Source organism: Thiomicrospira microaerophila, from assembly GCF_023278225.1.
Taxonomy (GTDB): Bacteria; Pseudomonadota; Gammaproteobacteria; order Thiomicrospirales; family Thiomicrospiraceae; genus Thiomicrospira; species Thiomicrospira microaerophila_A.
This window is the reverse complement of the sequence record NZ_CP070959.1, coordinates 1,176,782-1,202,116: the sequence shown is the minus strand read 5'-3', so window position 1 is coordinate 1,202,116 and position 25,335 is coordinate 1,176,782. Positions and strand designations below refer to the sequence as shown.

General features: G+C 45.2%; 31 protein-coding genes. 24 read left to right on the top strand and 7 right to left on the bottom strand.

Features of this window, described 5'->3' with window-relative positions:
- The first annotated feature begins 6 nt into the window (after positions 1-6).
- The 5 genes from tilS to JX580_RS05825 all read left to right on the top strand — a co-directional run bounded on the left by tilS (position 7) and on the right by JX580_RS05825 (position 5,666).
- On the top strand, positions 7-1,308 hold the full coding sequence (gene tilS, locus JX580_RS05845; protein ID WP_248851846.1) for a tRNA lysidine(34) synthetase TilS: 1,302 nt from the start codon (positions 7-9) through the stop codon (positions 1,306-1,308).
- Between the two features lie 106 nt (positions 1,309-1,414).
- Positions 1,415-3,046 (top strand): CTP synthase, encoded by a 1,632-nt coding sequence (locus JX580_RS05840; RefSeq protein ID WP_248851845.1) that lies wholly within the window; start codon positions 1,415-1,417, stop codon positions 3,044-3,046.
- A 2-nt stretch (positions 3,047-3,048) separates the two neighbouring features.
- Entirely contained in the window at positions 3,049-3,885 is an 837-nt protein-coding gene (gene kdsA, locus JX580_RS05835) for a 3-deoxy-8-phosphooctulonate synthase (protein ID WP_248851844.1), read from the top strand.
- Positions 3,886-4,005: 120 nt separating this feature from the next.
- On the top strand, positions 4,006-5,292 hold the full coding sequence (eno, locus tag JX580_RS05830; protein WP_248851843.1) for a phosphopyruvate hydratase: 1,287 nt from the start codon (positions 4,006-4,008) through the stop codon (positions 5,290-5,292).
- Positions 5,293-5,306: 14 nt separating this feature from the next.
- On the top strand, positions 5,307-5,666 hold the full coding sequence (locus tag JX580_RS05825; protein WP_248851842.1) for an FtsB family cell division protein: 360 nt from the start codon (positions 5,307-5,309) through the stop codon (positions 5,664-5,666).
- A gap of 5 nt (positions 5,667-5,671) precedes the next feature.
- Here JX580_RS05825 and JX580_RS05820 read toward each other — a convergent pair whose 3' ends face one another.
- The 5 genes from JX580_RS05820 to JX580_RS05800 all read right to left on the bottom strand — a co-directional run bounded on the left by JX580_RS05820 (position 5,672) and on the right by JX580_RS05800 (position 8,732).
- The gene (locus JX580_RS05820) at positions 5,672-6,376 is read right to left on the bottom strand and encodes a hypothetical protein (protein WP_248851841.1); all 705 of its coding nucleotides are present in this window, start codon (positions 6,374-6,376) and stop codon (positions 5,672-5,674) included.
- A gap of 5 nt (positions 6,377-6,381) precedes the next feature.
- Positions 6,382-7,134 carry a tyrosine-protein phosphatase gene (locus tag JX580_RS05815; RefSeq protein ID WP_248851840.1) on the bottom strand — a complete coding sequence of 251 codons (753 nt, stop codon included), beginning with the start codon at positions 7,132-7,134 and terminating at the stop codon, positions 6,382-6,384.
- 18 nt (positions 7,135-7,152) lie between these two features.
- The gene (locus tag JX580_RS05810; protein ID WP_248851839.1) at positions 7,153-7,380 is read right to left on the bottom strand and encodes a hypothetical protein; all 228 of its coding nucleotides are present in this window, start codon (positions 7,378-7,380) and stop codon (positions 7,153-7,155) included.
- A 117-nt stretch (positions 7,381-7,497) separates the two neighbouring features.
- Complete coding sequence (locus tag JX580_RS05805; protein WP_248851884.1) at positions 7,498-8,415, bottom strand: IS3 family transposase; 918 nt, start codon at positions 8,413-8,415, stop codon at positions 7,498-7,500.
- A 14-nt stretch (positions 8,416-8,429) separates the two neighbouring features.
- Positions 8,430-8,732 carry a transposase gene (locus JX580_RS05800; RefSeq protein WP_248850925.1) on the bottom strand — a complete coding sequence of 101 codons (303 nt, stop codon included), beginning with the start codon at positions 8,730-8,732 and terminating at the stop codon, positions 8,430-8,432.
- A gap of 109 nt (positions 8,733-8,841) precedes the next feature.
- On the opposite strand from JX580_RS05800, the gene glmS reads away from it, so the two are divergent.
- From glmS to JX580_RS05765, 7 genes are all read left to right on the top strand, one after another.
- Complete coding sequence (gene glmS, locus JX580_RS05795; protein ID WP_248851838.1) at positions 8,842-10,431, top strand: glutamine--fructose-6-phosphate transaminase (isomerizing); 1,590 nt, start codon at positions 8,842-8,844, stop codon at positions 10,429-10,431.
- Between the two features lie 30 nt (positions 10,432-10,461).
- Complete coding sequence (locus tag JX580_RS05790; protein ID WP_248851837.1) at positions 10,462-11,733, top strand: nucleotide sugar dehydrogenase; 1,272 nt, start codon at positions 10,462-10,464, stop codon at positions 11,731-11,733.
- A gap of 37 nt (positions 11,734-11,770) precedes the next feature.
- Positions 11,771-12,145 carry a four helix bundle protein gene (locus tag JX580_RS05785; RefSeq protein ID WP_248851836.1) on the top strand — a complete coding sequence of 125 codons (375 nt, stop codon included), beginning with the start codon at positions 11,771-11,773 and terminating at the stop codon, positions 12,143-12,145.
- Entirely contained in the window at positions 12,142-13,260 is a 1,119-nt protein-coding gene (locus tag JX580_RS05780) for an NAD-dependent epimerase (protein WP_248851835.1), read from the top strand. The genes JX580_RS05785 and JX580_RS05780 overlap by 4 nt, the downstream gene beginning before the upstream one ends.
- 55 nt (positions 13,261-13,315) lie before the next feature.
- Positions 13,316-13,894, top strand: coding sequence for a dTDP-4-dehydrorhamnose 3,5-epimerase (gene rfbC, locus JX580_RS05775; protein WP_248851834.1), 579 nt, complete (start codon positions 13,316-13,318; stop codon positions 13,892-13,894).
- Positions 13,895-13,900: 6 nt separating this feature from the next.
- Positions 13,901-14,779 (top strand): dTDP-4-dehydrorhamnose reductase, encoded by an 879-nt coding sequence (gene rfbD / locus JX580_RS05770; RefSeq protein WP_248851833.1) that lies wholly within the window; start codon positions 13,901-13,903, stop codon positions 14,777-14,779.
- A 142-nt stretch (positions 14,780-14,921) separates the two neighbouring features.
- Positions 14,922-15,131: a GIY-YIG nuclease family protein gene (locus JX580_RS05765; protein WP_283103610.1), complete on the top strand. Its 210-nt coding sequence runs from the start codon at positions 14,922-14,924 to the stop codon at positions 15,129-15,131.
- 3 nt (positions 15,132-15,134) lie between these two features.
- Here JX580_RS05765 and JX580_RS05760 read toward each other — a convergent pair whose 3' ends face one another.
- Both JX580_RS05760 and JX580_RS05755 read right to left on the bottom strand, forming a co-directional pair.
- The gene (locus JX580_RS05760) at positions 15,135-16,211 is read right to left on the bottom strand and encodes an IS3 family transposase (RefSeq protein ID WP_248851832.1); all 1,077 of its coding nucleotides are present in this window, start codon (positions 16,209-16,211) and stop codon (positions 15,135-15,137) included.
- Positions 16,212-16,216: 5 nt separating this feature from the next.
- Entirely contained in the window at positions 16,217-16,624 is a 408-nt protein-coding gene (locus JX580_RS05755; protein WP_248851726.1) for a transposase, read from the bottom strand.
- A gap of 77 nt (positions 16,625-16,701) precedes the next feature.
- Here JX580_RS05755 and JX580_RS05750 point away from each other — a divergent pair, with 77 nt between their 5' ends.
- From JX580_RS05750 to JX580_RS05695, 12 genes are all read left to right on the top strand, one after another.
- The gene (locus tag JX580_RS05750; RefSeq protein ID WP_248851831.1) at positions 16,702-17,229 is read left to right on the top strand and encodes a glycosyltransferase; all 528 of its coding nucleotides are present in this window, start codon (positions 16,702-16,704) and stop codon (positions 17,227-17,229) included.
- Positions 17,230-17,231: 2 nt separating this feature from the next.
- On the top strand, positions 17,232-17,864 hold the full coding sequence (locus JX580_RS05745; RefSeq protein WP_248851830.1) for an NAD-dependent epimerase/dehydratase family protein: 633 nt from the start codon (positions 17,232-17,234) through the stop codon (positions 17,862-17,864).
- A 470-nt stretch (positions 17,865-18,334) separates the two neighbouring features.
- The gene (locus JX580_RS05740; RefSeq protein WP_248851829.1) at positions 18,335-19,339 is read left to right on the top strand and encodes a glycosyltransferase family 4 protein; all 1,005 of its coding nucleotides are present in this window, start codon (positions 18,335-18,337) and stop codon (positions 19,337-19,339) included.
- A 108-nt stretch (positions 19,340-19,447) separates the two neighbouring features.
- Positions 19,448-20,884 carry an MBL fold metallo-hydrolase RNA specificity domain-containing protein gene (locus JX580_RS05735; RefSeq protein WP_248851828.1) on the top strand — a complete coding sequence of 479 codons (1,437 nt, stop codon included), beginning with the start codon at positions 19,448-19,450 and terminating at the stop codon, positions 20,882-20,884.
- A gap of 201 nt (positions 20,885-21,085) precedes the next feature.
- A complete protein-coding gene (locus JX580_RS05730; protein WP_248851827.1) occupies positions 21,086-21,328 on the top strand; it encodes a hypothetical protein in 243 nt (80 codons plus the stop codon).
- 9 nt (positions 21,329-21,337) lie between these two features.
- Complete coding sequence (locus tag JX580_RS05725; RefSeq protein ID WP_248851826.1) at positions 21,338-22,198, top strand: hypothetical protein; 861 nt, start codon at positions 21,338-21,340, stop codon at positions 22,196-22,198.
- 16 nt (positions 22,199-22,214) lie between these two features.
- The gene (locus JX580_RS05720) at positions 22,215-22,490 is read left to right on the top strand and encodes a sugar transferase (protein WP_248851825.1); all 276 of its coding nucleotides are present in this window, start codon (positions 22,215-22,217) and stop codon (positions 22,488-22,490) included.
- On the top strand, positions 22,483-23,133 hold the full coding sequence (locus JX580_RS05715) for an Abi family protein (protein WP_248851824.1): 651 nt from the start codon (positions 22,483-22,485) through the stop codon (positions 23,131-23,133). Before JX580_RS05720 ends, JX580_RS05715 begins: the two co-directional genes overlap by 8 nt.
- Positions 23,134-23,153: 20 nt before the next feature.
- Positions 23,154-23,330, top strand: a complete 177-nt coding sequence (locus JX580_RS05710; protein WP_248851823.1) for a sugar transferase — start codon at positions 23,154-23,156, stop codon at positions 23,328-23,330.
- 2 nt (positions 23,331-23,332) lie between these two features.
- Positions 23,333-24,115, top strand: a complete 783-nt coding sequence (locus tag JX580_RS05705) for a PDDEXK nuclease domain-containing protein (RefSeq protein WP_248851822.1) — start codon at positions 23,333-23,335, stop codon at positions 24,113-24,115.
- Entirely contained in the window at positions 24,112-24,705 is a 594-nt protein-coding gene (locus tag JX580_RS05700) for a sugar transferase (protein ID WP_248851821.1), read from the top strand. The genes JX580_RS05705 and JX580_RS05700 overlap by 4 nt, the downstream gene beginning before the upstream one ends.
- Complete coding sequence (locus tag JX580_RS05695; RefSeq protein WP_248851820.1) at positions 24,702-25,328, top strand: acetyltransferase; 627 nt, start codon at positions 24,702-24,704, stop codon at positions 25,326-25,328. Before JX580_RS05700 ends, JX580_RS05695 begins: the two co-directional genes overlap by 4 nt.
- The last annotated feature ends 7 nt before the right edge of the window (positions 25,329-25,335 follow it).

Genomic DNA, 25,335 nt, shown 5'->3' with positions numbered 1-25,335 from the left:
TTGATTATGGCAGAAACGCGCTGCTCCGTTACAGAAGCGGTCATAAGCTTTTACCAATCGACCGATGTAACTCAAATATGGGTTGCGTTTAGCGGTGGATTAGACTCAACCGTACTACTTAATGCACTCGTTGAGCAAAAGCCGGCTGAAGTTAATCTTAAAGCACTGCATATTCACCATGGATTACAACCCCAAGCAGATGATTGGCTTGTGCATTGTCAGCAGATCGCTGAAAGCCTAAATGTTGAGTTTATAGGCCATAAAGTTAGGGTTGACTCCACTCAAAACCTCGAAGCCGCAGCTCGCCAAGCACGCTATCAAGCTTTCCAACAGATTCTTGCCGATGGTGAAATTATTCTAACCGCCCATCATCTAAGAGATCAGGCTGAAACTTTTCTGCTTAACCTAATGAGGGGAGCGGGGTTGGCCGGGTTAGGTGCAATGTCTTCGCAAAGAATTCTAACCCTGAACCCAGAAAAGCAGGCCTGGTTAGCCAGACCTCTGTTAACCGTCGATTATCAAGCTATGCAAAACTATGCCCATCAGCGTGCGCTGAAATGGATAGAAGACCCGATGAATCAGCAAATGGACTATCGGCGTAATTTCATTCGTCACCAGGTTTTACCGCTTTTTAACCAGGCCTGGTCAAAACCGGAGCTAAAAATTGCGCAAACGGCTGCTCATTGTTCAGAGTCAGATCAGCTTCTAATAGCACTTGCGCAAATAGATTTGAAAGCAGTCGATCACGGCGCAGACTGCCTAAACTGGCAAGCCATGCAAACATTCGAATGGCATCGTCAAAAAAATATTCTTCGATATTGGTTTAACCATTATCACCAAATACGCCTTAGTCAAACTGATTTAGACTGGTTTAAAAACGAATGTTTCAATGCCTCCCCGAATGCACAACCTCAACGAATTTTGGCCGGAAAAAAAGTTAAAAGGTTTAAGAGGTTTATATTCTATCTAGTTGAAAGTAAACAAGAAATTAATCTATTATGGAGTGAGGGTCTTGATCTAAATATAATCAGCTCAGCCTTAGTGCCAAGTTTAGGAAAAGGCATTGCACAAAGCTGGTTTGACCCAAAAAATACCATTGAAATACGCAGCCTAAAACCCACCGATAAGGTTCAACGAGGTGCACTAAAAAAGTGGTTTCAACAACAAGCCATCCCTCCTTGGCAACGAACTCAATGGCCGGTTATCGTCATCAATGGGCAATTAGCTGCCATCCGTGATTACCGTGTTTTTGAACCCTTTAAGGCAAAGCCTGAGCAAATGGGTGCAAACTTTGTGGCTTTAAATTGAAGCTAGCGGGCTTTTCGGTTAGAATATCTGACCATTCTGAGTTCAAAAGGTTGGGATAGCCTGATGGTGTTCCCCGCGTGTCCAAATTTTCTACAAAGTGTGAATAATGACTAAATTTATATTTGTTACTGGTGGTGTGGTTTCTTCGTTAGGAAAAGGCATTGCCGCTGCCTCCTTGGGTGCGTTGTTGGAAGCGCGTGGCTACCGAGTCAGCATGCTCAAAATGGATCCTTACATCAATGTGGACCCTGGAACCATGAGTCCATTGCAACATGGTGAAGTATTTGTCACCGATGACGGTGCCGAAACCGACCTTGATTTAGGTCACTATGAGCGCTTTGTTCAGCGCCCTTTGAGTAAGCGCAACAGCTTCTCTACCGGCCAGGTTTATGAAACCGTTATACGCCGTGAACGTCGCGGTGACTACCTAGGGGGTACGGTACAGGTTATCCCGCACATTACCGATGAAATCAAGTCGCGCATTAAAGCCTCAGCCGTTGATGCAGATGTAGCACTGGTAGAAGTAGGCGGAACCGTAGGTGATATCGAATCCTTACCATTCCTAGAGGCAATTCGTCAAATGGGCGTTGAAATCGGGCGCGACAATACCTTGTTTATGCACCTAACTCTATTGCCATACATAGCGGTTGCCGGAGAAGTCAAAACCAAACCGACCCAGCACTCCGTAAAAGAGTTACGTTCAATTGGTATCCAACCTGATGTGTTGATTTGTCGCTCAGAAATTCCACTAGCCGATAGCGAGCGCCGTAAAATCGCATTGTTTACCAATGTAGAAGAAAAGGCCGTTATTAATTCGTTAGACGCAAAATCAATTTATCAAGTCCCGCGTATGTTGCACGAGCAGGGTATGGATGAGTTGGTGGTTAAAAAATTAGGACTAACCAACGCCAAGCCTCTGGACTTATCGGATTGGGATCAGGTTGTTGAAGCGCAAACTAATGCCAAAAACCGTGTTGATATTGCCATGGTTGGTAAATACGTTGACTTGACCGAAGCCTACAAATCACTAATAGAAGCGCTGCTTCACGCAGGGATCCACACACTTACAAAAGTAAAAATTCACTACATTGATTCAGAAGAACTTGAAAAAACCGGCATAGACAAGCTTAAAACCATGGATGCAATTTTAGTTCCAGGTGGTTTTGGCGAACGCGGAGTAGAAGGAAAAATTTTAGCCATCAAATACGCCCGTGAAAGCCTAAAACCCTATCTTGGGATCTGTCTGGGCATGCAAATGGCCGTTGTAGAATATGCGAGACATGTAGCTGGCTTGGAAGCTGCTCACAGCACAGAGTTAAACCCTCAAACGCCTCATCCGGTGGTTGCTTTAATTACCGAGTGGACTGATGAAAAAGGCGCAGTTGTAGAGCGATCTGAAACCTCAGACTTGGGCGGCACCATGCGTTTAGGCGGTCAAAACTGTAAGGTAAAAGCCAATACCAAACTGGCGAGTATTTATGGTAAAGACCTGATTCGTGAGCGTCACCGCCATCGTTATGAAATGAACGAAGGTTATGTTGCCCGCTTAGAACAAGCAGGCCTGGTATTCTCAGCCCATTCTGAAGATGGTGATTTAGTAGAGTCGATCGAAATCCCAAATCATCCGTGGTTTGTGGCTTGCCAGTTCCATCCTGAATTCACCTCAACGCCTCGCAACGGTCATCCGTTATTTAGCGCGTTTGTTTCAGCGGCCTTAACCGCCAAGCAAAAAGGATAACTATGCAACTTTGCGGTTTTAATGTCGGAATTGACCAGCCATTATTTTTAATTGCCGGTCCCTGTGTTATTGAGTCGGAACAACTAGCCATCGACACAGCCGGAACACTAAAAGAATTGACGACCCAACTCGGTATTCCCTTTATCTTCAAGTCGTCTTATGACAAGGCTAATCGTTCTTCAACCAGTAGCTTTCGTGGTTTAGGCATTGAAGAAGGCTTGCGCATTCTGCAAAAAGTTAAAGACCAAATTGGCGTACCGGTATTAACCGATGTCCATGAAGACACACCACTGGGTGAAGTGGCCTCGGTGGTTGATGTGATGCAAACGCCGGCCTTTTTAGTGCGTCAAACTAATTTTATCCAAAACGTCTGCCGTCAAGGCTTGCCGGTCAATATCAAAAAAGGCCAATTTCAAGCGCCTTGGGATATGGATCAGGTGGTCGCAAAAGCGCGTGAAGTCGGTAACGACCAAATAATGGTCTGTGATCGCGGAACATCTTTTGGCTATAACACCTTGATTTCTGATATGCGAGGTTTAGCCTCAATGCGCCGCACCGGTTGTCCTGTGGTATTTGATGCCACCCATTCCGTGCAGCAACCCGGCGGACAGGGCAGTACATCCGGCGGTCAACGTGAGTTTGTACCGGTGTTAGCGCGTTCAGCGGTTGCCGCGGGTATTTCCGGTTTATTTATGGAAACCCATCCAGATCCGGCGAATGCCAAAAGTGATGGCCCTAATATGTGGCCACTGGCTAATTTAAAGCCTGTTCTTGAAGTGCTCAAAGCACTCGATCAGGTAGTTAAACAACAGGGTTTTGTTGAAAACGAGTTACTTTAACTCGCCTGTCACAAAGCCTGACTAGAATTCGATTTATTTTTATTATTTTTATTATTTTTTATTATTTTTTATTATTTTTTATTATTTTTTATTATTTTTTACTACTCAAAAGGTTAAAAGATGTCATTGATTAAAGAAATCAAAGCGCGCCAAATTATTGATTCACGCGGTAACCCAACGGTTGAAGCCGACGTAATTTTAGAATGCGGTGCAGTTGGGCGTGCAGCCTCACCATCGGGTGCCTCAACCGGTTCTCGCGAAGCGATTGAGTTGCGTGACGGTGACAAGTCTGTATTCATGGGCAAAGGCGTAATGAACGCGGTCAACAATATCAAAAATGAAATTGCACCGGCATTGGTGGGTAAAGAAGCGACCGAACAAGCTAATATCGACCAAATCATGATTGATTTGGACGGTACCCATAACAAAGCCCGTTTAGGTGCCAACGCGATTCTAGCCGTTTCAATGGCCTGTGCAAAAGCAGCGGCGATTTCAAAAGGTCAAGCCTTGTTTGAATACCTAAAAAATGACGACTACCGTATGCCGGTACCGATGATGAACATTATCAACGGCGGTGAACACGCTGACAACAGCGTTGATTTCCAAGAATTTATGATCATGCCAGTTGGAGCACCCAGCTTGTCTGAAGCGCTACGTTACGGCGCAGAAGTCTTCCATACCTTGAAAAAAGTATTGCACGACAAGGGTTATAACACCGCAGTGGGTGACGAAGGTGGTTTTGCCCCAGATCTAAAATCAAACGAAGAAGCGATTACCGTTATCCTAGAAGCGATTGAAAAAGCAGGTTATGTGCCTGGTAAAGACATTATGATTGCACTAGATGTTGCGGCTTCAGAGCTATATAAAGACGGTAACTATGTATTAGCCTCAGAAGGCCGTACCCTAACCAGCGCAGAAATGGTTGATTTTTATGCTGACTGGTGCGCGAAATACCCGATTATCTCCATCGAAGATGGTTTTGATGAAAGTGATTGGGATGGCTTTAAAATGCAAACCGAGCGTTTGGGTAAAACCGTACAATTGGTTGGGGACGACTTGTTTGTAACCAATACCAAAATCTTAAAAGAAGGTATTGATAAGGGCATCGCTAACTCTATTTTGATTAAGGTTAACCAAATCGGAACGCTGACTGAAACCATGAACGCGATTCAAATGGCGAAAGATGCCGGTTATACCGCGGTAATTTCCCATCGTTCAGGTGAAACTGAAGACGCAACCATTGCCGATATCGCTGTGGCGACCGGTGCCGGTCAAATCAAAACCGGTTCAATGTCGCGCTCTGACCGTATTGCCAAATACAACCAACTGATTCGTATCGAAGAAGCCTTGAACGAAGCAGGCGGTGCGGTTTACCCTGGTAAGTCAGCTTTTTACAATCTTAAATAAAAGATATCAGGCGGATGAAAATACTGATTATTGTTTTATCCGTCCTTGTGTTTCTATCCGGGATTCGCCTACTATCTTCAAATGGAGGATTAGGCGAATACCTGGCACTCAAGCTTCGTTTAGCAGAAGTTGAACAGCAGGTAAAAACTCAACAAGCGATTAACGATCTGCTAAAAAAAGAAGTCATTGAATTACAAACCGGAACCGACGCACTCGAAACCATTGCACGCCAGCGTTTAGGCATGATTGGCGGTAATGAAATATTCATTCAAGTGTTGAATCTTCCCCCAACCCAAGTTGTCGCTCCGATACCTGATGAACAGGTGGAGTCCATTCAAGAAAACCCGCTTCCTATCAACCCGATTGAACCTTAAAACGACTAGTTTATTTTACAAACATCAGCGTTGATTACTTGTTTGGCTCTTAAATAAAGACAGACGGTTCTGCGTGTGTGCTGATCAGTTAAACTAGCATGGATAGTTTGTGCATTTCGTCGTGTTCGTGAAAACCCCAATTCAATAATCTCCAACGCCTCTAATCGCTGCTCACGATTTAAAAAAGGCCAAAGATCATTTATCGTCAAAGCCAGTTCCAAATTCACTAAGGGATTATTCCGCGCCAGATGCAAGCCCTTAAACCAAAAAACATCGAATGAATCACTATTTTCTAACAGCGGAACCATGCGTAAATTATTAACCCAGACAAAAGGGTAATCTGGAAAAGACTGAGTTTGAAGTGCAAGCCATTGTTGAATATGCGATAAATGAAAATCTCTATCTGAAGGATCATTCAACTCAGTCAAGCGTAAAAGATGCACACTCACCTTATAGTCATAAAACGCGGGTCGAATAACCAAGGAAGCCTGCTGATAACGGTTTAAAGAAGAATCGATTAAATCTATTGCAGATGGCGCTATCGGCGCTTTTGACAGGTTAATCTGAGCAATCAATTTGCTGGCTTGATAAAAGTGCAATTCTGAATATAACCAACGCCCCGCCAAAACCAATAAAAACAAGCTTAAAAGTAACAGCGCCCCCCATCTTAATGGCTGATAAAACCGAAACTTATGTCGCTGAGCCTGCATAACAATCAGAGCCTAGTAGAAGGAAGAGGGGTTAACTTAAACAAACTTTGAGTTAACTCACGCTGATTGTGTTTGAGCGTTACTCTCGTTAAATCAAAAGAGGCATCTTGAGCCAGAAAATTGAATGCATCGGCTAGTTTAGGAGGGCGAAAACGCTGGTTATGGGCATCACTGGCGATAAAGTCAACCTGTTGCTCTCTGAGCAGTTGCATTGCAAAGTCTTGCGGAGCAGAACCAAAATCACCGAGTACTGAGCCTGCGGTAATTTGAAACAAACAACCCAAACGAATAAATGGCTGCAACCTGGAAGGCTGGTTATAAAAAAAAGCATGACGTTCAGGGTGGGCTAAGATAGGCTGAATACCTTGCTGAACCAACCAGCCAACCAACTTATCACTGCCAACAGGCAATTGATTAGTCGGTAACTCAAGCAATAAAGCGGGTTTATCTTGCCATTGACCAATAAACGGAAGGGTTTGAGTCTTAACCCAAGTTAAGATCTCAGGACAAATTCTAACTTCCGCCGCCACTGCTAACTGAATAGTTAACTGACTTTGTTCTAGTGCAGCGGAAAGAAGCTGTGAAGCTTTGGTAATGCTATTCAAATCATTATCAAAACGCCCCGGATGAATATGGGGCGTATTAACTAGATGGCTAATACCTTGTTGTTGTGCTAACTCAAGTAACTCAAGACTTTCATTGATGTTTGCAGCCCCATCATCAATACCGGGTAAAAGATGATTATGGATATCAAACATCTGAAAACCTTAGCTTAATCAAGCAGATTTAGCCGTGTTAGTGCTATAGCCATAATAGTCATAATAACCAGAATAGCTATAACCTTGTTTCTGGGCTTTTTTAATATCTACTTGATTCATAATAATCCCTTTAATTGAGGCATTATGTTGAAGCAAGCTTCCAACTCCTTCCTCAACCAACTTGGTGGGTGTGCTGTCATATTTAGTAATGTAGATTACGCTATCAGCGACCGCTGAAATAATCAACGGATCACGCCAATCTGGTAAAAAAAATCCAACAGACAGACACCCCGGCGAGAGGACTAACCGGCATAGCGCACACCCGTTGGGCAACTCACGGCATACCGGAAGAACGCTGGACTGTCAACCCTTTTTCGTACACAAAGACGCCCATTTTTTATCTAGTTCCTTCATCGCCCTGATCCACTGATTTTCATACTCTACCGGCGAGTAATTGTCATTGGTACTGTGCATTCTTTGGTGGTTGTACCAGCCAATATAATCAGACACGTCATATAATGCCTGCTTGCCTGTGGCGTAGGTGGTGCGATACACGCGCTCCTTTTTCAAACTGGCAAAAAAGCTTTCTACTACCGCGTTATCCCAACAATTACCCCGTCTGCTCATGCTGGGTTTAATCCCCCAGTGCTTGAGCACGTTGCGATAAGCCTTGGCTACAAACTGGCTGCCTTGGTCGGTGTGGATAATCAGCCCGCGTGTGGGTTTTCGGCTCCACAAGGCTCTCAATAACGCTCTTTTGACCAGTTGGGCCTCCATTCGGCTATCCATCGCCCAGCCGACCACACGGCGTGAATACAGGTCAATAAACACCGCGAGGTATTGCCAGCCTTCAAGCGTTCGAATGTAGCTGATGTCCGCGACCCATTTTTGATTTGGACCTTTGACATTAAATTGACGCTTGAGCGCATTGGCCGCAATCCGGTCATCGTCAATCGCCGCTACATTGCGATTGCAATAACGCTGGCGCGTGATGACTTTTAACCCCAAAGCTTTCATCCGTTCGATTATACGTCGGCGACTAACCTCCAGCTTATGCTCACGTTTGAGGGCGGTCTTAATCCGCCGTGCGCCAATCGTTTGGCTATAGCGTTCAACCATTTCAGTAATATGCTGATCTAGTTGAGTCTGCTCGCTGTCCTGCTCTGTTTGTCTTTGTTTACGTTGCGCCTGAGTTCGTATGTAACTGGTGTAGCTGCTTCGCTTAACCCCTATCAGCCTACAGAGACGACATGCACTGGAATCGGCTTTATGTGCATCAATCCAGGCGTACTTTGCTATTTGTGTACCGCAAAGTACGCCGCCGCTTTTTTTAATAGTTCAACGTCCTCCAAGGCCGTTTTTAATTCGCGTTTAAGCCGGCGATTTTCAGCTTCTAGATCAACCGCTTTTTCAACGGTTGGCTGAACTGAATCTTTATTTTGATTAGCGCGACGGTGTTTATCAACCCAGCCATACAGGGTGTTTTCTTTGATGTCGAGATCGCGTGCTATTTGAGCAATCGGCTTTGACCCTTCAAGTGCCATTTCGATGGCTTGCTGTTTGAGTTGATCATCATAGCGTTTTTGTTGTTTCATCATCGTTTTCCATTCGTTGTATTTAAGTCACATTTTAACGTGTCTTTGTGTACGAAGGATTGTAGCCAGTCCACGCAATGCCCACCCACATATTTGTAACAACAAAATAGCCGTGGTACACAACGGTATAATAGAAAATTACCAACAGCTTAAAGCAGAGCAAACTGAAAAGGGTTTTAGATTCACCTCGGAGACCGACACGGAAGTCATTGCACACGCTATTTATGAACAGCTCTATAATCAAGGCGTTACGAATCCAACCTCAACGGATTTATTAAATGCAGTTCAGCGTGTAACCCATGAAATCAAAGGTGCTTATGCTTTAGGTATCATTTGCCGGGACCTGCCTGACACCCTGATTGCTGTCAGAAAAGGCAGCCCGTTAGTGATAGGGGTAGGCTTTGGTGAGCATTTTATCGCTTCTGACATTTCGGCACTCTTGCCGGTGACCCAACGATTTATTTATTTGGAGGAGGGCGATGTTGCTTGTTTGGATCGCCAGCAATACCAAATTTATAATGCGCAAGCTCAAGCAGTCGAACGCGAAGTGATTCTGTCATCACAAATGTCCAGCGCCAGTGATTTGGCCGGTCATCGTCACTTTATGCACAAAGAAATTTACGAACAACCTCAAGCCGTGATCAACACCCTGTCCTCAAGAATCACCAACGAAGAAGTCGATCCCGCGATTTTTGGCGCGCCTGCACAGGCCTGTTTTGAAACCATCAACCGACTGCAAATTGTCGCCTGTGGAACCAGTTATCATGCAGGCCTGGTAGCCAAATATTGGATAGAAGACATTATTGGTTTGCCTTGCCAAGTCGAAGTGGCTAGTGAATACCGCTATCGCAATCCGGTACTGCAAAATAACACCCTACTGGTTACCCTAAGTCAGTCGGGCGAAACCGCGGACACCCTTGCGGCCTTGCAACAGATTAAACAGATCAGAAAAAATAATTCAAGCCTAAATATCCCAACGCTAACTATTTGTAACGTCGCTGAATCAAGCCTGACGCGCGAATCAGACCTAGTATTTCTTACCCACGCCGGGCCAGAAATTGGCGTTGCCAGCACCAAAGCCTTCACCACCCAACTTGTTGGGCTTGCCCTGCTAATGACAGCCATCGGCAAGGTTAAAGGCTCATTAAACGCTGAACGACAAGCCTTAATTGTACAAGGCCTACTTAAACTACCAGGCCTGCTAGAAAATGCGCTAAGTCACGAAGCCGATATCAAACTGCTGGCGCAAGGCTTTGCTGACAAGCATCACGCAATCTTTTTAGGCCGAGGTCCAATGTATCCGATCGCAATGGAAGGGGCGTTAAAACTAAAAGAAATCAGCTATATCCACGCCGAAGCTTACCCGGCAGGCGAACTCAAACATGGCCCACTGGCGCTCATTGATGAAACCATGCCGGTTATTGCGATCGCACCGCACGATGAACTGCTGGAAAAGCTAAAATCTAACTTACAAGAAGTCAGTGCGCGCGGTGGGCAAATGATTGTTTTTGAAGACGAAGCCTCCAATATTTCCAGTGAAGAAGGCTTTAAAGTCATCAAAGCCTCATCGAATGTCGGGCGGATTACCGCGCCAATCACCTTTAATATCGCGTTACAATTACTCAGCTATCATGTTGCGTTGATCAAAGGCACCGATGTGGACAGACCACGAAACCTTGCTAAATCGGTCACTGTTGAATAACCCTATTTTAAACCTAAGAGAGAAAGTACGATGAAAATTGCTGTTGCCGGAACCGGATATGTAGGCCTGTCGTTGGCCGTATTACTAGCGCAACACCACGAAGTGGTTGCGGTCGATATAATCAAAGAAAAAGTCGATTTGATAAACCAAGGACTATCACCCATCCAAGACAATGAAATAGAACAGTTCCTTCGTGATTTTAAAGCCCAAGGCAAACTCAATACGCAAAATTCACAGCATAAAGCCGGATTAACCGCCACGCTTGACCCCAAACAAGCCTACCAAAATGCAGAATTTGTTATTATCGCCACGCCAACCGATTACGATACCGCAACCAATACCTTTAACACCCGCTCAGTCGAAGCCGTCATTAAAGATGTCCTTGCGATCAATCCCAACACAACCATGATTATCAAAAGCACGATACCTGTAGGCTACACCCAACACCTAAAACAACAACTCAACACTCAACACTCAACACTTACTATCAATCTCATCTTCTCGCCCGAATTCTTACGCGAAGGCAAAGCCCTCTACGACAACCTCTATCCATCGCGTATCATTGTTGGTGAAAACTCAGAACGTGCCAAAATCTTTGCCGGTCTGCTAATCGAAGGTGCCGCCAAACCGGCTTCGGATATTCCGGTGCTTTACACCGATGCCACCGAAGCCGAAGCGGTTAAATTATTTTCAAACACCTACTTGGCATTGCGCGTTTCCTATTTCAACGAACTCGACACCTACTGCGAAAGTCACGGCCTCAGCACACGACAAGTGATTGAAGGGGTTGGCCTAGACCCGCGCATCGGCGATCATTACAACAACCCCAGTTTTGGCTATGGCGGCTACTGCCTGCCCAAAGACACCAAACAACTGCTCGCCAACTACCAAGACGTGCCACAAAACCTGATAAAAGCGATTGTTGATTCCAACACCACCAGAAAAGACTTCATCGCCGATCAAGTTATAAAAAAACTAGACGACTCAACTGACGGTACGCAACCTTCAACCCTTAAAAAGGTCGGAATCTATCGACTCGTGATGAAACAAGGCTCCGACAACTTCCGCGCCAGCGCGATCCAAGGTGTGATGAAACGAATCAAAGCAAAAGGAATCGAAGTCATCATCTATGAACCGGTACTCACCGAACAAGGCGAAACCGAATTCTTCCATTCCAAAGTCATCAACGATCTGGCTGACTTCAAAGCCCAAAGTGACGTCATTATCGCCAACCGCCTAGTTGACGACCTTCAAGACGTCGAAGATAAGGTATATACTAGAGACCTATTTGGCAAAGACTAAGTACTAGTGATTAATTTTTAGTGGTGAGTGATGAGTTTTGAAAGACGACAATAATGCCCTGAACAAGGCTTTTGGTTTTGCGGTAAGGGTTGTTAAATTACATCAATTTTTATCGAAAGAACATAAAGAATATGTTTTATCAAAACAAGTGCTGAGATCCGGTACATCGATTGGCGCAAATATAAATGAAGCGCAAGCTGGGCAGAGTAAAGCTGATTTCATTGCCAAAATGAGTATTGCAAGCAAAGAAGCTAGAGAAACTAAATACTGGATAGCGCTTCTTTGCGAAACAAACTACTTAGATCAAAATGATCATCACGTAAAAACACTACTAGAACAAAGCGAAGAACTCATCAAAATACTAACCAGTATTGTCAAAACAGCCCAACAAAATGCAAAGATAAAAATATGAAAAAAACAACTCAAAACTCAGCACTCAACATTAAAAACTCAAAACTAAACATTCTAATCACCGGTGCGGCCGGCTTTATTGGCCATCACCTCATCCAAGCCCTCAAACCCTACGGCCATAACATCGTTGGTATTGATAATCTCAACGACTACTACGACCCACAACTAAAACTAGACCGCCTAAAAGCCCTAGGTTTTGACAACGACCAAATCCAAAATATGGCTGAAGGCCAAAACTCAACACTCAACACTCAAAACTCAACATTCCAAAAACTCGACCTAGCCGACCGCCAAGGCATCGAGCAGCTATTCGCCGAAAACCAATTCGACATCGTTGTAAATCTTGGAGCGCAAGCGGGTGTGCGCTACTCGATCGACAACCCCCATGCCTATGTGGACTCCAATCTAGTCGGCTTTGTCAACATCCTTGAAGGCTGTCGCCACAGCAAGGTTAAACACCTCGTTTACGCCAGCTCCAGCTCGGTATATGGCATGAACATAAAACAACCTTTTAGCACCCAAGACCGTGTGGACTATCCAATCAGCCTCTATGCGGCCACCAAAAAATCTAACGAACTCATGGCGCATACCTACAGCCACCTATACGGCATACCCTCCACTGGCTTGCGTTTTTTCACGGTTTACGGCCCGATGGGGCGCCCGGATATGGCCTACTTCTCCTTCACCAAAAAAATCCTAGCCGGTGAAACCATCGACGTGTTTAACAACGGCGACATGAAACGCGACTTCACCTACATAGACGACATAGTAGAAGGCATCACCCGAGTAATGCAACACCCACCGGAAGTCACCAAAGGTGGTCAGCCACTCAAAACTGAACACTCACAACTTAACACTACTGCCCAAGCCCCCTACAAAATCTACAACATCGGCAATAACCAACCTGTGACCCTACGCCGCTTTATCACCGCCATCGAAACCGCCACCGGCAAAAAAGCCAATGAAAACCTACTGCCGATGCAAGCAGGCGACGTACCGATCACCTATGCCGACGTAGACGACCTCATTGCCGACACCGGCTTTAAACCCAGTACCAGCATAGAAGAGGGCATTAGCCAATTTGTAACCTGGTACAAAAGCTATTACAAAAACTAAATAAAAGATCACTATAATGCCTAAATGACTTCTTACTCAAATAGGCTAGTGCAATATGAAGATTATTCAGCAAGCGATTGGCGGTGTTTATCTTATTCAACCCCAAGTTCATACGGACGGGCGGGGCTATTTTGTTGAAACCTTCCGCCAAGACCTTCTGCAGCAAGCCATTGGCTATCCCATTCACTTCTGTCAAGACAACGAAGCCCACTCCGAACAAGGGGTTTTAAGAGGCCTTCACTTTCAATGGCCGCCCTATGCGCAAAGCAAACTGATTCGCGTAATTGAAGGCGAGATCCTCGACATCGCTGTAGACCTGCGCCCCAACAGCCCCAACTTTGGACAACACCACCGCCAACAGCTCAGTGCGCAAAATCAACAACAACTCTACATACCCAAAGGCTTTGCCCACGGCTACCTTGTCCTAAGCTCACAAGCCAAAATCCACTACAAAGTCGATGCCCCCTATGCGCCAAACCATGAAGGCGGCTTGGCCTACAACGACCCACAACTCAATATAAACTGGCGAACAGAACCGCAAACGCAAAAACAAGCGACACTATCCGAAAAAGACCAAAACCAACCGCGCCTTGCCGACATTCGTCAGCAATGCCAAGCCTTTAACGCGCTATAACCCGCCATGCACAAAAGTCTTCTCGTTATCGGCAAAACCAGCCAACTAGGTCAAACCCTCCAAAACCTAGTCAACCAATCCACAACACACACGCCCCAACAAACCTTCACCTTTACAGGGCGACAAGAACTAGATTTAGCCGATCCAAACAGCATTAGCCGCTTTTTCAACCAACAACGCTTCGACGCCATCATCAACTGCGCGGCATACACAGCGGTTGACCAAGCAGAAAACGAACCGGAACATGCAAACCAAATCAACCACCTAGCGGTAAAACAACTCGCCGAAATTGCCAAAAAGCAACACACCACCTTGATTCAGCTAAGTACCGATTACGTGTTTGACGGCACAAAACGCACCCCCTACAAAGAAACCGACCCCACCCGGCCAATCAATGTTTATGGCCTTACAAAAAGCCTTGGCGAGCAGGCCTGCTTACGCATCAACCCCAAAGGCGCGATCATCCGAACCAGTTGGCTATACTCACACCACGGCCACAACTTCATAAAAACCATGCTGCGGCTAAGCCAACAGCGCGATCAACTCAAAATAGTCAACGACCAATTCGGTAGCCCAACCAACGCCGTTGATCTAGCGCAAGCGATAATAAACCTAATAAATAACCCACAAACACAAACTGCGCTCAAAATTTATCACTACGCCAATGAAGGCGTTTGCACTTGGTACGACCTAGCACAACACCTGTTTAAACTCACCGAAACCCGCTGTCAACTCATCCCAATCAAAAGTCAAGACTACCCAACCCAAGCAAAACGCCCAGCCTACAGCGCACTCAATACCCAACGCATCCAAACCCAACTAAACCACCCCACCCGAAACTGGCAACAAGCCCTAAAAACCCATCTAGCCACAACACCCTCATAACAAGCATCCCCCCGTCATGGCGAGCATCCCACCCGTCATTGCGAGCGCAGCGAAGCAATCTCTAACGCATAAAACCTGGTAAAACTACTATAAGGTGTGTAATAGTTAACAACCAATAAAAAAATAGAGTTGAAAAAAGTCTATGAAACAAGGTTATATTTACATAATGAGCAACAAGAAACATGGCACCCTATATGTTGGAGTTACTAGTAACCTAATTCAACGTGTTTACCAGCATAAACATCATTTGATTGAGGGTTTTACCAAACGTTACAACCTTAATAAGCTAGTTTATTTTGAGCAAATAGAAGAAATCCGGAACGTGTCAACATATATTGAACCAGTTCTTTAAAAATTAAATTGCTTTTTGCTTCACCCTTGGCAGGGTCGGGAAGTTCACACCCGTTTCAATAGTTTGTTGATCCGCCTCCTCGGGTATCGGGTTAATAAACACTTCCGCTGGCGTCAATTTGACCAAGGGGCGACCTTGGCTAAACCGTTGCGGATGTTTTGCAAACGCATCATCTAATGCCTGTTGGCGTATTGTTGCGATTTGCTTGTAATCACCACTAAACACTTGATAGGGCGTGAACCCCGCCAGACTGCTGTGGTGATGTTGATGGTTATACCAACTCACATAGTCTTGGCACCAGCGCATGGCATGGTCATAATCATCGAACCGGCGCGGATAGTCCAGCTGATACTTCAGCGTTTTAAACTGCGCCTCGCTCATCGGATTGTCATTACTCACTCTGGGGCGGCTGTGTGAGGCGGTTATCGCTAACTCTCCAAGTAAATCGAGATAACAATGTGCCGTCATCGGTGTACCGCAGTCTTGGTGTAACGTTAAGCTGTTGGGGGCAATCTGGTAACGTTGCACCGCCTCTTCAATCAATTGCGATGACAATGCGCTGTTTTCCTTGCGCGAGAGCATCCAGGCTACAATGTAGCGGCTAAAGAGGTCCATCACCACATACAGCGAGAGATATTCGCCTCGCTTTCGGGTGGACAGTTTAGCAATGTCCCAGGTCCACACTTGATTAGGCGCATCGGCACGTAATCTGGGTACACTGTGCGATTGGGGCGGACGTTGTGCGCGACGCTCACCGTTAAGTTCATTTGCACGCAATAGACGATGCATCGTACTCACCGAACACAGGTATTCTCCTTGCTCCAATAGCTGATGGAACACTTGTACCGGTGGTTGATTACAGAAGGTCTCACCGGTCAGCGTGTCGATCACGTGCTGGCGCTCGACTTCACTCAACGCCTTAGGTTGAACAGACCCACCGCGCCGATGACCCGGCGGCAACCTCGGTCCGCAGAAGGTGTGTGCTTTGATGTGTCGGCGCAACGTATTGCGACACAGCGCCAACGCTTCTGCCGCTAAACGTTGAGATACATATGGCGGTAAGGGTTGATCGACTATCATACTGGCTAGCTCTGCTGTTCGAGTGCTTCGATCAGTGCCAAGGCTTTTTTTTGGAGTAAAAGGCAGCCGTCCTTGACGGCAATCTGTTTGAGAAGGCCAGCATTTTCTTTTTCTAACTGCTCAATACGCTTTTGCTCCGGAGTTTTAGACGGCACTGGGCCGGGTTTAGATTTAGCTAAGCCGTTGACACCTTGCTCGGCAAACTCACGACGCCATTGCGCCAACTGATTGGAATAGAGTTTTTCACGGCGCAGTAATGTGCCTAACTCGCCATGTTTACAGGCATCAGCTTGTTGTAGAATAGAGAGCTTGTACTCGGTGCTAAACACACGGCGAGAACGTTTTTCCAGCACGGAATTAGGCTCAATCTTCGGTTCAATCTTTGGATTAACAAGGGTAATGGGTTTTGGCATAACGGTCTCCTAATGCGCCCTGATTTATATGTTATCTTAAAATCAACTGGCTCAACATTATGTTGACATACAGGGGTATGGTTGCCCGTTATGATCCGCAAAAAGATCATTTCAATTTTATCCATGCTATGGGTATCCTGAAAGAAGAAGGTTATCACTTTACTTGTTGCTTAGTTGGACGCGATTTAAATAAGGACAACAAGACACTTGTTGATGAAATTGCCAATTTCAATTTGACTAAAAATATACTTTTGTTAGATCAGCGTCTTGATGTACCAGTTATTATGAATGGTATTGATATTCATGTTCTTTCCAGTGCTTACGGCGAAGCTTTCCCTAATGTTGTTGCAGAATCAATGTCATGTGCTACGCCCAATGTAGTTACGGATGTAGGCGATGCGGGCTTTATAGTTGGCGATACTGGAAAGGTTGTTACCCCGCGTTCGCCTGAAAAGCTTGCACAAGCAATCCGTGTGTTTCTTATAACTTACGAAAATGATCCAGTTAAATGGTCAGAGAATTGTGAAAATGCTTTTATAAGAGCACGTGATAATTTTGACATAAAAAATATGATTGAAAAATATCATTTTGTTTGGGGTATTTGAAAATGAATATTTTACTACTTGGCGCTAATGGTTTTATCGGGTCTGCCATACTTGAGGAATTATCAAAGAATAATGATTTAACTATAACGTGTATCACACGTAAACCTGTTTTTGATGATGTAAAGGCTGATAATGTAAATTGGCTTCAGTTAGATGTGTTATCAAATAAAAGCCGTTTCCAGCGTATTATTAATGAGTCGGATATTGTTATTAATACGATCGGTGAATTAGATAAACCTGCTTTGATGACACGCACAAACTTTGAACTGGTAAAAGAAATTGTTGATCTTATGCTTGCTTCAAAGGGTAAGAAAAGACTGATTCAAGTGAGTAGTGTAGGTTGCTATGGTGCTATTAACCGTTTTATAGGGCAAGAAATTACCATAAAAGAAGATGATACAGAGTATCCGATTGGTTTATATGAAGAAACCAAAACTAAAGCTGACAATTACATAAAAGCGAATTTAGCTGATTCAGATCACTGTAGTTATTCCATTTTACGGCCTACCAATGTTTTTGGGCCAGGGATGAAAAGCAAAGCGATTTTGGGCTTGGCCTTTATGGTAAAAAAGGGTCGTTTTTTTACATTGCTGATCGCTCCGCAGTTTCGACTTATGTGCATGTCCGAGATGTAGCCCAAGCCGTTAAGTGTGTTTGTGATCAATTAGAAAAATCATCAAACCAAACTTATATTGTTTCGGATGATTGTCCCCAGCAGGTCTTCATTGATACGCTGGCGGATTCACTTTCGGTGAAAAAACCGATGTTGGTCGTCCCTATGGGTCTGGTTAAATTAGGCACATTCTTTGGTCAAAAACTATCGAGTAATTTTCCGCTATCAGGCTCTAAAGTAAGGTCCCTTACTTCTAAGGTCACATTTTGTAATAAAAAGTTAGTTCAATTGGGATATATGCCAGAGTTTTCGATTTATAAACCTCGGGTTATGGATTTAATTTTAAAAGGTTGGTCTTTAAAGTGAAAAGAATTTGTATTGTAACGGCTGTTCCAGCTACGGTTAATGCTTTTTTAAAAGAACATATTTTGGTTCTTGCTCAGTCTTATGATGTGACGGTCGTGACCAACATCTCGGGCGGTAGCCAGTTAGATGTCCCCCCCTCAGGTTAAGTTGATTCCCTTAGCTATTGAGCGTGATATTAGTTTGCTGAGTGATTTAAAGTCGCTGTTCGCATTAAGAAAAACGTTTAGCCGTGAAAAATTTGATTTAGTTTTGTCTGTTACGCCTAAAGCCGGACTTTTAAGCGCGTTAGCAGGATGTTTTTCCGGTACCCGTAATCGTTTGCATTGGTTTACCGGTCAAGTCTGGCTGACTCAACGTGGATTTAAGCGTTATTTGCTAAAGTCTATCGATAAGTTATTGGCATCTTGTGTTCGATTTGCACTCGTTGATAGTCAATCTCAGTTTGATTTTTTAATAGCTGAAAAGGTATTGAATCCGAGTAAAGGTGAAGTTTTAGGTGAGGGCTCGATCTGCGGTGTTAACCTAGAACGTTTTAAGTTTAATGAAGAGGCTAGGGCAGCTTTTCGAGCGCAAATTGGTTTAAGTGATGAGGCGAAAGTGCTTTTATTCTTGGGTAGATTGAATAAGGATAAAGGTATTTTTGATTTAGTTGAAGCCTTTAATTTAATTGTCAATGAGATAGATAACTTGCATTTAGTGTTGGTTGGGCCGGATGAACAATTGATTGAACAGTCATTATCATCGTCTGAAAAATTACACCCGAAAATACATTTCATAGGCGGTACTTCTGAACCGGAAAAATGGCTTTCGGTTGGTGATGTTTTTTGTTTACCTAGCTATAGAGAGGGCTTTGGCAGCAGCGTGATTGAAGCCGCTGCTGTAGGTTTGCCGGCTATTACTTCGCGTATTTACGGTTTAACGGATGCGGTTGTTGAAGGGCAGACAGGGTTGATGCACCAAGTAGGTAACGTTGATGAAATAGCATCTAAAATGAAGCAGCTTATCAATGATGAAGAGCTTACAAAGCGTCTTGGTGAAAATGCAAGACAACGCGCAGAGTCATCTTTTAGCCAGCGTTATGTTTCAGGCCTTCTTTTGGACTACATGAATAAGGAATTATCTAGTAGTTAAGTTTGCTTAAATGTGCTGTTCTTAAAGGTTACGAGCTTGGTCTGCTTTTTTGGTTTACCACGCTCGCGATGATGGCCTGCAATTGTTTTGAAACAAAAGGATTAAGCAATGTTGTCTTTGATTTCGCATGGTGGTTTGGAGGGGGTGACGGGTTCGTGTCATGAGCTGGGTTATGCGCCGGGCAAATCGTTGTTGGTGGATTGCGGTTTGTTTCAGGGCGCGGATTTTTCTAGCCACGGTGCGGAGTCGGCGAATGCGAATAAGCTGGCGATTGATTTTGATATTCGCCGTGTGCAGGCCTTGTTGGTGACCCATGCGCATATTGACCATATTGGGCGGATTCCGTATTTGTTGATGGCGGGGTTTAATGGGCCGATTATTTGTACAGAACCAACGGCGCGCTTGTTGCCCTTGATGTTGGAGGATGCGGTGCGCCTGGGTGTAACCCAAGACCGTCGGTTGATTGATTTGTTGATGGCGCGGATTAAATCGCTGTTGGTGCCGGTGGCGTATGGGGTGTGGCATCGATTGGATGCGGAGGTCAAAATCAAGTTTAAACGCGCTGGGCATATTTTGGGTTCGGCGTATATTGAGGTGGATTTAGCCAAGGCGTTGCCTTATCAGCCCAATGAGACGACTTTGGTGTTGGGCGATGAGCCGGTCGATTCTGAAAGGCATCAAGGCCTAGTGAAGCGGATTGTGTTTTCTGGGGATTTGGGCGCACCTTATTCGCCGATTTTGCCGAATCCGAAAGCGCCTTATGCCTGTGATTTGTTGGTGTTGGAAAGCACTTATGGCAATCGGTTGCATGCCGGGCGGCGTGATCGAACGCGAGCGTTAAAAGCGGTGGTGGAGCATTGTGTGCGTGATCGTGGGGTGGTGTTGATTCCGGCATTTAGTTTGGGGCGCACCCAGGCCTTGTTGTATGAGTTTGAGCAGATTATTCATCAGCATGGCGGCGATTGGGAGGATATCGAGATTTTGGTGGATTCGCCGATGGCGAATGAGGTGACGCGGATTTATCGGGATTTAAAACCCTTGTGGGATGCCGAAGCCCAGCGCAAGTTGGCGAAAGGGCGGCATCCGCTGGCGTTTGAGCAGTTGACGACGATTGACGATAACCAAACCCATCAGCAGGTGGTGGACTATTTAAAACGCACCGCACGTCCGACGATTGTGATCGCGGCCAGCGGGATGTGTACCGGCGGGCGGATTGTGGCGTATTTGAAGGCGTTGTTGGGTGATGCGCGTACTGATGTGGTGTTTAGCGGATATCAATCACCGGGCACCAACGGCTGGGCGATTCAGCGTTATGGCAATAAACAACGCTATCCGAACGGTTATGTCGAGTTAGATGGCGCGCGTTATCCGATTAAAGCGCAGGTGCATTCGATGTCAGGCTATTCCGCCCATGCGGATCAGAAAGATTTGCTGAACTTTGTAAAGCGAATGCGCCATAAGCCCAAGTTTGTGCAATTAGTGCACGGCGATGAGGATGCAAAACGTGTGTTGGGTGGGTTGATAATGTCATTGCGAACGGAGTGAAGCAATCTCTGGCCGAGTAAGTCTGAAAGAGATCGCCACGCTGCGCTCGCGATGACGTGGGAAGGGGCGCGCGATGACGTGGGAAGGGTGCTCACGATGACAATCTCTGCTAGGCCTGGTTGGTATCGATTTTGTTTAATTTCATAAATTGTGTTTTAGCTTGTAAATTGGTAAACTTGTGTGCCATTTTTGGAGAGAAAGATGTCGTTTTTTAAAAGTATGATTAGTAGCCTATCTGGTCTAGATCGGATTGATTCTGTTATTTTACAGTCTTCGGATAAAGCTGACCGGCATTATCGTTTGCACCCTACGGATCACCGTAATAAAGGGCAGGTGGCTGTGGCTGAAAGTCGCGTTGCGAATATAGATTATTGCTCCAGTGTGGAGTTGCACCAAAAAGCGCAAACGGCTTTTCGAGGGCTTTCTGATATAGCCCAGCGTTAAGGCTTGGTTATGGTTGAGTATCAAGCTGAAAGCCAGTTAATTTCCTTGTTGGAACAAGAAGCGCTTTCCGATTTAAATTCGTTAGACTTGCCTTCACTTAACGAAGCTGAAATTAAACTTCACCATGTCCGAATTTGGTATTTTGAAACCGAAAAGCTGATTCGCGTTTTAGGTAATATTTTACCTTCGAGTATGGCGCAGCCTATTAATCAGCTTAGATACGCCGGGCATCATATTTTAAAAGCACAAATTGGCGATGAGTGCGAACAGCCCAATTTGGTCGAAGCGTATAAGCACTGCAAGCGGGCTTATTACGATGCCATTGACCTCTATGTTTATCACCTTTCTGAAACCTATCGTGACAAGTTATCTTTTCTCCCCTCAACACTATCCAGCCAGCTAGCGATTGAAATTCAGGCGCACTTACAGCGTGTTCAGGATGCGCGTTTTGACGCTTTATCCCGCATCGAGTATTACGCTTGCGTTCGTGAGGATTTGATTAGCGGGTTGAAGTTGGTGCATTCTGTCAACGAGCAGTTGTATGCGTCTGGCGTCACGCAAGCTGTTTTAGCTGATCGCGGACAGCTGTTGAAAGAAAATAATGCACTGAAATCGCAAGTAGATAGTGAGTTAAAAAAAGCGGAAAGTCGTTTTAATAAGTGGATGATCGGCATAACGATTTTCTTGGTGGCGGCAACGTTATTCGGTTTGTTGTTTCAAGGTTGGGGAACGCAAGCGGTTTCGCAAGATCATAAGTTTTTACACATCCAGTCTGAACTACCACTTTTCCCCGCCCCCAGTGTGAACGTTAGCCCTGCAATACACATCACACCCGAATCAACAGTACAACCCCAGCCCACAAAAGAATAAGCCTTTGGAATGTTTTATGAAACGTGTATTTGATGTGTTTTTGATTTTATTAAGCCTGCCGCTGTTGTTGCCGTTGTTGGTTGTGGTGGCGTTGTTGGTGCGGGTTAAGTTGGGTGCGCCGGTGTTGTTTTGGCAGGTTCGACCAGGCCTGGCGAGCGGTCTATTTAAGATGGCTGATCATTGCTTTTTTGTAGCAAATTGTTATAATCGGGTCAACATAACCGCCACGCCTATCGAAGAAGCGCAACCTTGGCGGTTTTTTATTGCCTCTAAAAAGGTGCTAGATGCTTAAACCTTATCGCAAAACGCCACTGACATTTAATCAGCAATTGGCTTTGCTTAAACAGCCCGGTATGGCTTTTAATGACGATTCTACCGCCCTCTCTTATCTATCATCGATTAATTATTATCGTTTAAGTAGCTACTGGTTTCCGTTTCGTGTGCAAGATAGTTTGGGGCAACGAAGTCATCAGTTTGTTGAGGGTACGCACTTTTGGATGTTGACGGAGGTCATGAGTTTTGGGGCTTTGTCTTTCTTTTATGCGGGTTTACAGAATGACAAAAAAATCGGCAAGCAAGATAAGGCAGCGGTTTCGTCTATCTTTAACCTGCATCATAAGCGTTTGGGGGATTGGCTTCATAAGCTGACGTATGTTCGAAATGTTTGCGCACATCATAGTCGTTTATGGAATCGAGAGTTAGCCATAAGACCTGATAAAGTGAAAGAAAATTTATGGTTGCCGCCAATAACGCCAAGAAATGATCGTATTTTTTATATTTTGTTGATGATGCGTTACCTTTTACGTAATGTTAAAGGTGGTGATGAGTGGGCTATGCAAATGAATCAATTACTAGAGCCAGTGTGTGAAACAAGCTTTTACCGTACCTCAATGGGAATGCCTGTGGACTGGAAGCATCACCCACTGTGGCGATAGCTTAATGGAGTTGGAGTTTTATGAAACGCTTTTTTGATGTGTCATTGATTTTATTGAGCCTGCCGCTGTTGTTGCCGTTATTGGTGGTAGTGGCTTTGTTGGTGCGGGTTAAGTTGGGTGCGCCGGTGTTGTTTAGGCAGGTTCGACCAGGCCTGGCGGGTACGCCGTTTACGATGGTGAAGTTTAAAGGTATTTAGGTGTGAGTGAAAATTTAGTCGTAGATGCGGCCTACCGGCATTTGGGTGGCAATATTGTTGAAATGCAAAAGTCTAGTCAGTGGGGCGATAAACTTTTGGCGCAGTTAAGTCGTGATTTGATGCATGCTTTTCCGAGTATGAAAGGCTTTTCGAAGCGCAATCTCGAATTGATACGCCAATGGTATTTGTTTTGGGAGGGCGATTGTGAATTTGCGAAACAGGCTGTTTCGCAAATGATGCGTCAGTCTGACTTGGCAAATCAGTTGCTTAAAGATCCTTGTGTTTTCGATTTTATCGATGAAACAAACGTTGTTGACGAACGAGATTTGGAAAAGAGCCTGATTGAGCATGTTACCCAATTTTTGCTCGAACTGGGTTCTGGATTTGCCTACATTGGCAAACAGGTATTGGTTACGGTAGGCGAACGAGATTTTTATTTGGACTTGTTGTTTTATCATACAAAATTGCATTGTTATGTTGTTGTTGAACTCAAGATGGGTGAGTTTGAGCCCGAATATGCCGGTAAGCTAAATTTTTATATCAAAGCCGTTGATGAGCAACTTCGCGGCGACACCGATGCCCCTACGATTGGCATATTGCTTTGCAAATCCAAAGATCGGTTGGTTGTGGACTATGCTTTGAGTGACATTCATAAACCCATGGGGGTTTCAGAGTATGTTCTGGGGAATGCTTTACCCGAACACTTAAAACGCTTATTGCCAAGTTCGGATGATTTTGAATTGGAGTTGCAGGATGTGAAAAAAGCTGCGGAGAATCGGACATGAAACGCTTTTTTGATGTGTCTTTGATTTTATTAAGCCTGCCTTTGTTGTTGCCGTTATTGGTTGTGGTGGCGTTGTTGGTGCGGGTTAAGTTGGGTGCGCCGGTGTTGTTTAGGCAGGTGCGACCAGGCCTGGCGGGTACGCCGTTTACGATGATGAAGTTTCGTAGCATGACCGATGAGCGCGATGAGGAGGGTAATTTGTTGCCCGATGCGGTACGGTTGACGAAGTTTGGGCGGTTTTTGCGTTCCACCAGCTTGGATGAGCTGCCGGGGTTGTGGAGTGTGTTTAAAGGCGATATGAGTTTGGTGGGGCCGCGTCCGTTGTTAATGGAGTATTTGCCCTTGTATTCTGCCGAACAAGCCCGTCGTCATGAAACCAGGCCTGGTATTACCGGCTGGGCGCAGGTGAATGGCCGCAATGCGATCAGTTGGGAACAAAAGTTTGAATATGATGTGTGGTATGTCGATAATCAATCGCTGTGGCTGGATATTAAGATTATTTTTTTAACGCTAAAAAAAGTGTTTGTGCGTGATGGGATTTCGGCACAGGGCGAGGCGACGATGCCTAAATTTGAAGGGTCAAAGCAGTGAAGCGTTTAGCGATCTTAGGCGCGAGTGGTCACGGTAAGGTGGTGGCGGATATTGCTGAGTTGAATGGTTGGGATGTGGTGTTCTTTGATGATGCCTTTCCGCGTGTTTCACATTTAGCGCACTGGTCGGTTATGGGGAATACGCAAGACTTATTGGCGGATTTGCAGCGTTTTGATGGTTGTTTTGTGGCGATTGGTAATAATCGGATTCGCTTGGATAAACAACAGATGTTGGCGGAAAAAGGCGCGACTTTTCCTGTTTTGATTCATCCATCGGCGGTGGTCAGTCGTTATGCAAAAGTAGAAGCGGGTTGTGTGGTGATGGCGGGTGCGGTGGTTAATCCGTTTGCATTGGTTCAGCAGGCCTGCATTATTAATACGAGTGCGACGATTGATCATGATTGTGTGTTAGCTGAGGGCTTGCATATTAGCCCGGGTGCGCATTTAGCGGGTGCGGTGTCCGTTGGGACCTGTTCTTGGGTTGGGATTGGCGCATCAGTAAAGCAATGTGTGAAGATTGGTGCACATGTGGTGGTTGGCGCGGGCGCTGCGGTGGTGAAGGATGTTTCGGATGGTTTGACTGTTGTCGGTGTACCGGCGAAGCCTTTAGATGCTTGTTTTTGAGATGGAT

What these genes read in the sequence shown, in the direction of transcription:
- tilS (WP_248851846.1), top strand. Translation starts at nt 7, where the DNA reads ATGGCAGAAACGCGCTGCTCCGTTACAGAAGCGGTCATAAGCTTTTAC.
- JX580_RS05840 (WP_248851845.1), top strand. Translation starts at nt 1,415, where the DNA reads ATGACTAAATTTATATTTGTTACTGGTGGTGTGGTTTCTTCGTTAGGA.
- kdsA (WP_248851844.1), top strand. Translation starts at nt 3,049, where the DNA reads ATGCAACTTTGCGGTTTTAATGTCGGAATTGACCAGCCATTATTTTTA.
- eno (WP_248851843.1), top strand. Translation starts at nt 4,006, where the DNA reads ATGTCATTGATTAAAGAAATCAAAGCGCGCCAAATTATTGATTCACGC.
- JX580_RS05825 (WP_248851842.1), top strand. Translation starts at nt 5,307, where the DNA reads ATGAAAATACTGATTATTGTTTTATCCGTCCTTGTGTTTCTATCCGGG.
- JX580_RS05820 (WP_248851841.1), bottom strand. Translation starts at nt 6,376, where the DNA reads ATGCAGGCTCAGCGACATAAGTTTCGGTTTTATCAGCCATTAAGATGG.
- JX580_RS05815 (WP_248851840.1), bottom strand. Translation starts at nt 7,134, where the DNA reads ATGTTTGATATCCATAATCATCTTTTACCCGGTATTGATGATGGGGCT.
- JX580_RS05800 (WP_248850925.1), bottom strand. Translation starts at nt 8,732, where the DNA reads ATGATGAAACAACAAAAACGCTATGATGATCAACTCAAACAGCAAGCC.
- JX580_RS05790 (WP_248851837.1), top strand. Translation starts at nt 10,462, where the DNA reads ATGAAAATTGCTGTTGCCGGAACCGGATATGTAGGCCTGTCGTTGGCC.
- JX580_RS05780 (WP_248851835.1), top strand. Translation starts at nt 12,142, where the DNA reads ATGAAAAAAACAACTCAAAACTCAGCACTCAACATTAAAAACTCAAAA.
- rfbC (WP_248851834.1), top strand. Translation starts at nt 13,316, where the DNA reads ATGAAGATTATTCAGCAAGCGATTGGCGGTGTTTATCTTATTCAACCC.
- rfbD (WP_248851833.1), top strand. Translation starts at nt 13,901, where the DNA reads ATGCACAAAAGTCTTCTCGTTATCGGCAAAACCAGCCAACTAGGTCAA.
- JX580_RS05765 (WP_283103610.1), top strand. Translation starts at nt 14,922, where the DNA reads ATGAAACAAGGTTATATTTACATAATGAGCAACAAGAAACATGGCACC.
- JX580_RS05760 (WP_248851832.1), bottom strand. Translation starts at nt 16,211, where the DNA reads ATGATAGTCGATCAACCCTTACCGCCATATGTATCTCAACGTTTAGCG.
- JX580_RS05755 (WP_248851726.1), bottom strand. Translation starts at nt 16,624, where the DNA reads ATGCCAAAACCCATTACCCTTGTTAATCCAAAGATTGAACCGAAGATT.
- JX580_RS05750 (WP_248851831.1), top strand. Translation starts at nt 16,702, where the DNA reads ATGGTTGCCCGTTATGATCCGCAAAAAGATCATTTCAATTTTATCCAT.
- JX580_RS05745 (WP_248851830.1), top strand. Translation starts at nt 17,232, where the DNA reads ATGAATATTTTACTACTTGGCGCTAATGGTTTTATCGGGTCTGCCATA.
- JX580_RS05740 (WP_248851829.1), top strand. Translation starts at nt 18,335, where the DNA reads ATGTCCCCCCCTCAGGTTAAGTTGATTCCCTTAGCTATTGAGCGTGAT.
- JX580_RS05735 (WP_248851828.1), top strand. Translation starts at nt 19,448, where the DNA reads ATGTTGTCTTTGATTTCGCATGGTGGTTTGGAGGGGGTGACGGGTTCG.
- JX580_RS05730 (WP_248851827.1), top strand. Translation starts at nt 21,086, where the DNA reads ATGTCGTTTTTTAAAAGTATGATTAGTAGCCTATCTGGTCTAGATCGG.
- JX580_RS05725 (WP_248851826.1), top strand. Translation starts at nt 21,338, where the DNA reads ATGGTTGAGTATCAAGCTGAAAGCCAGTTAATTTCCTTGTTGGAACAA.
- JX580_RS05720 (WP_248851825.1), top strand. Translation starts at nt 22,215, where the DNA reads ATGAAACGTGTATTTGATGTGTTTTTGATTTTATTAAGCCTGCCGCTG.
- JX580_RS05715 (WP_248851824.1), top strand. Translation starts at nt 22,483, where the DNA reads ATGCTTAAACCTTATCGCAAAACGCCACTGACATTTAATCAGCAATTG.
- JX580_RS05710 (WP_248851823.1), top strand. Translation starts at nt 23,154, where the DNA reads ATGAAACGCTTTTTTGATGTGTCATTGATTTTATTGAGCCTGCCGCTG.
- JX580_RS05700 (WP_248851821.1), top strand. Translation starts at nt 24,112, where the DNA reads ATGAAACGCTTTTTTGATGTGTCTTTGATTTTATTAAGCCTGCCTTTG.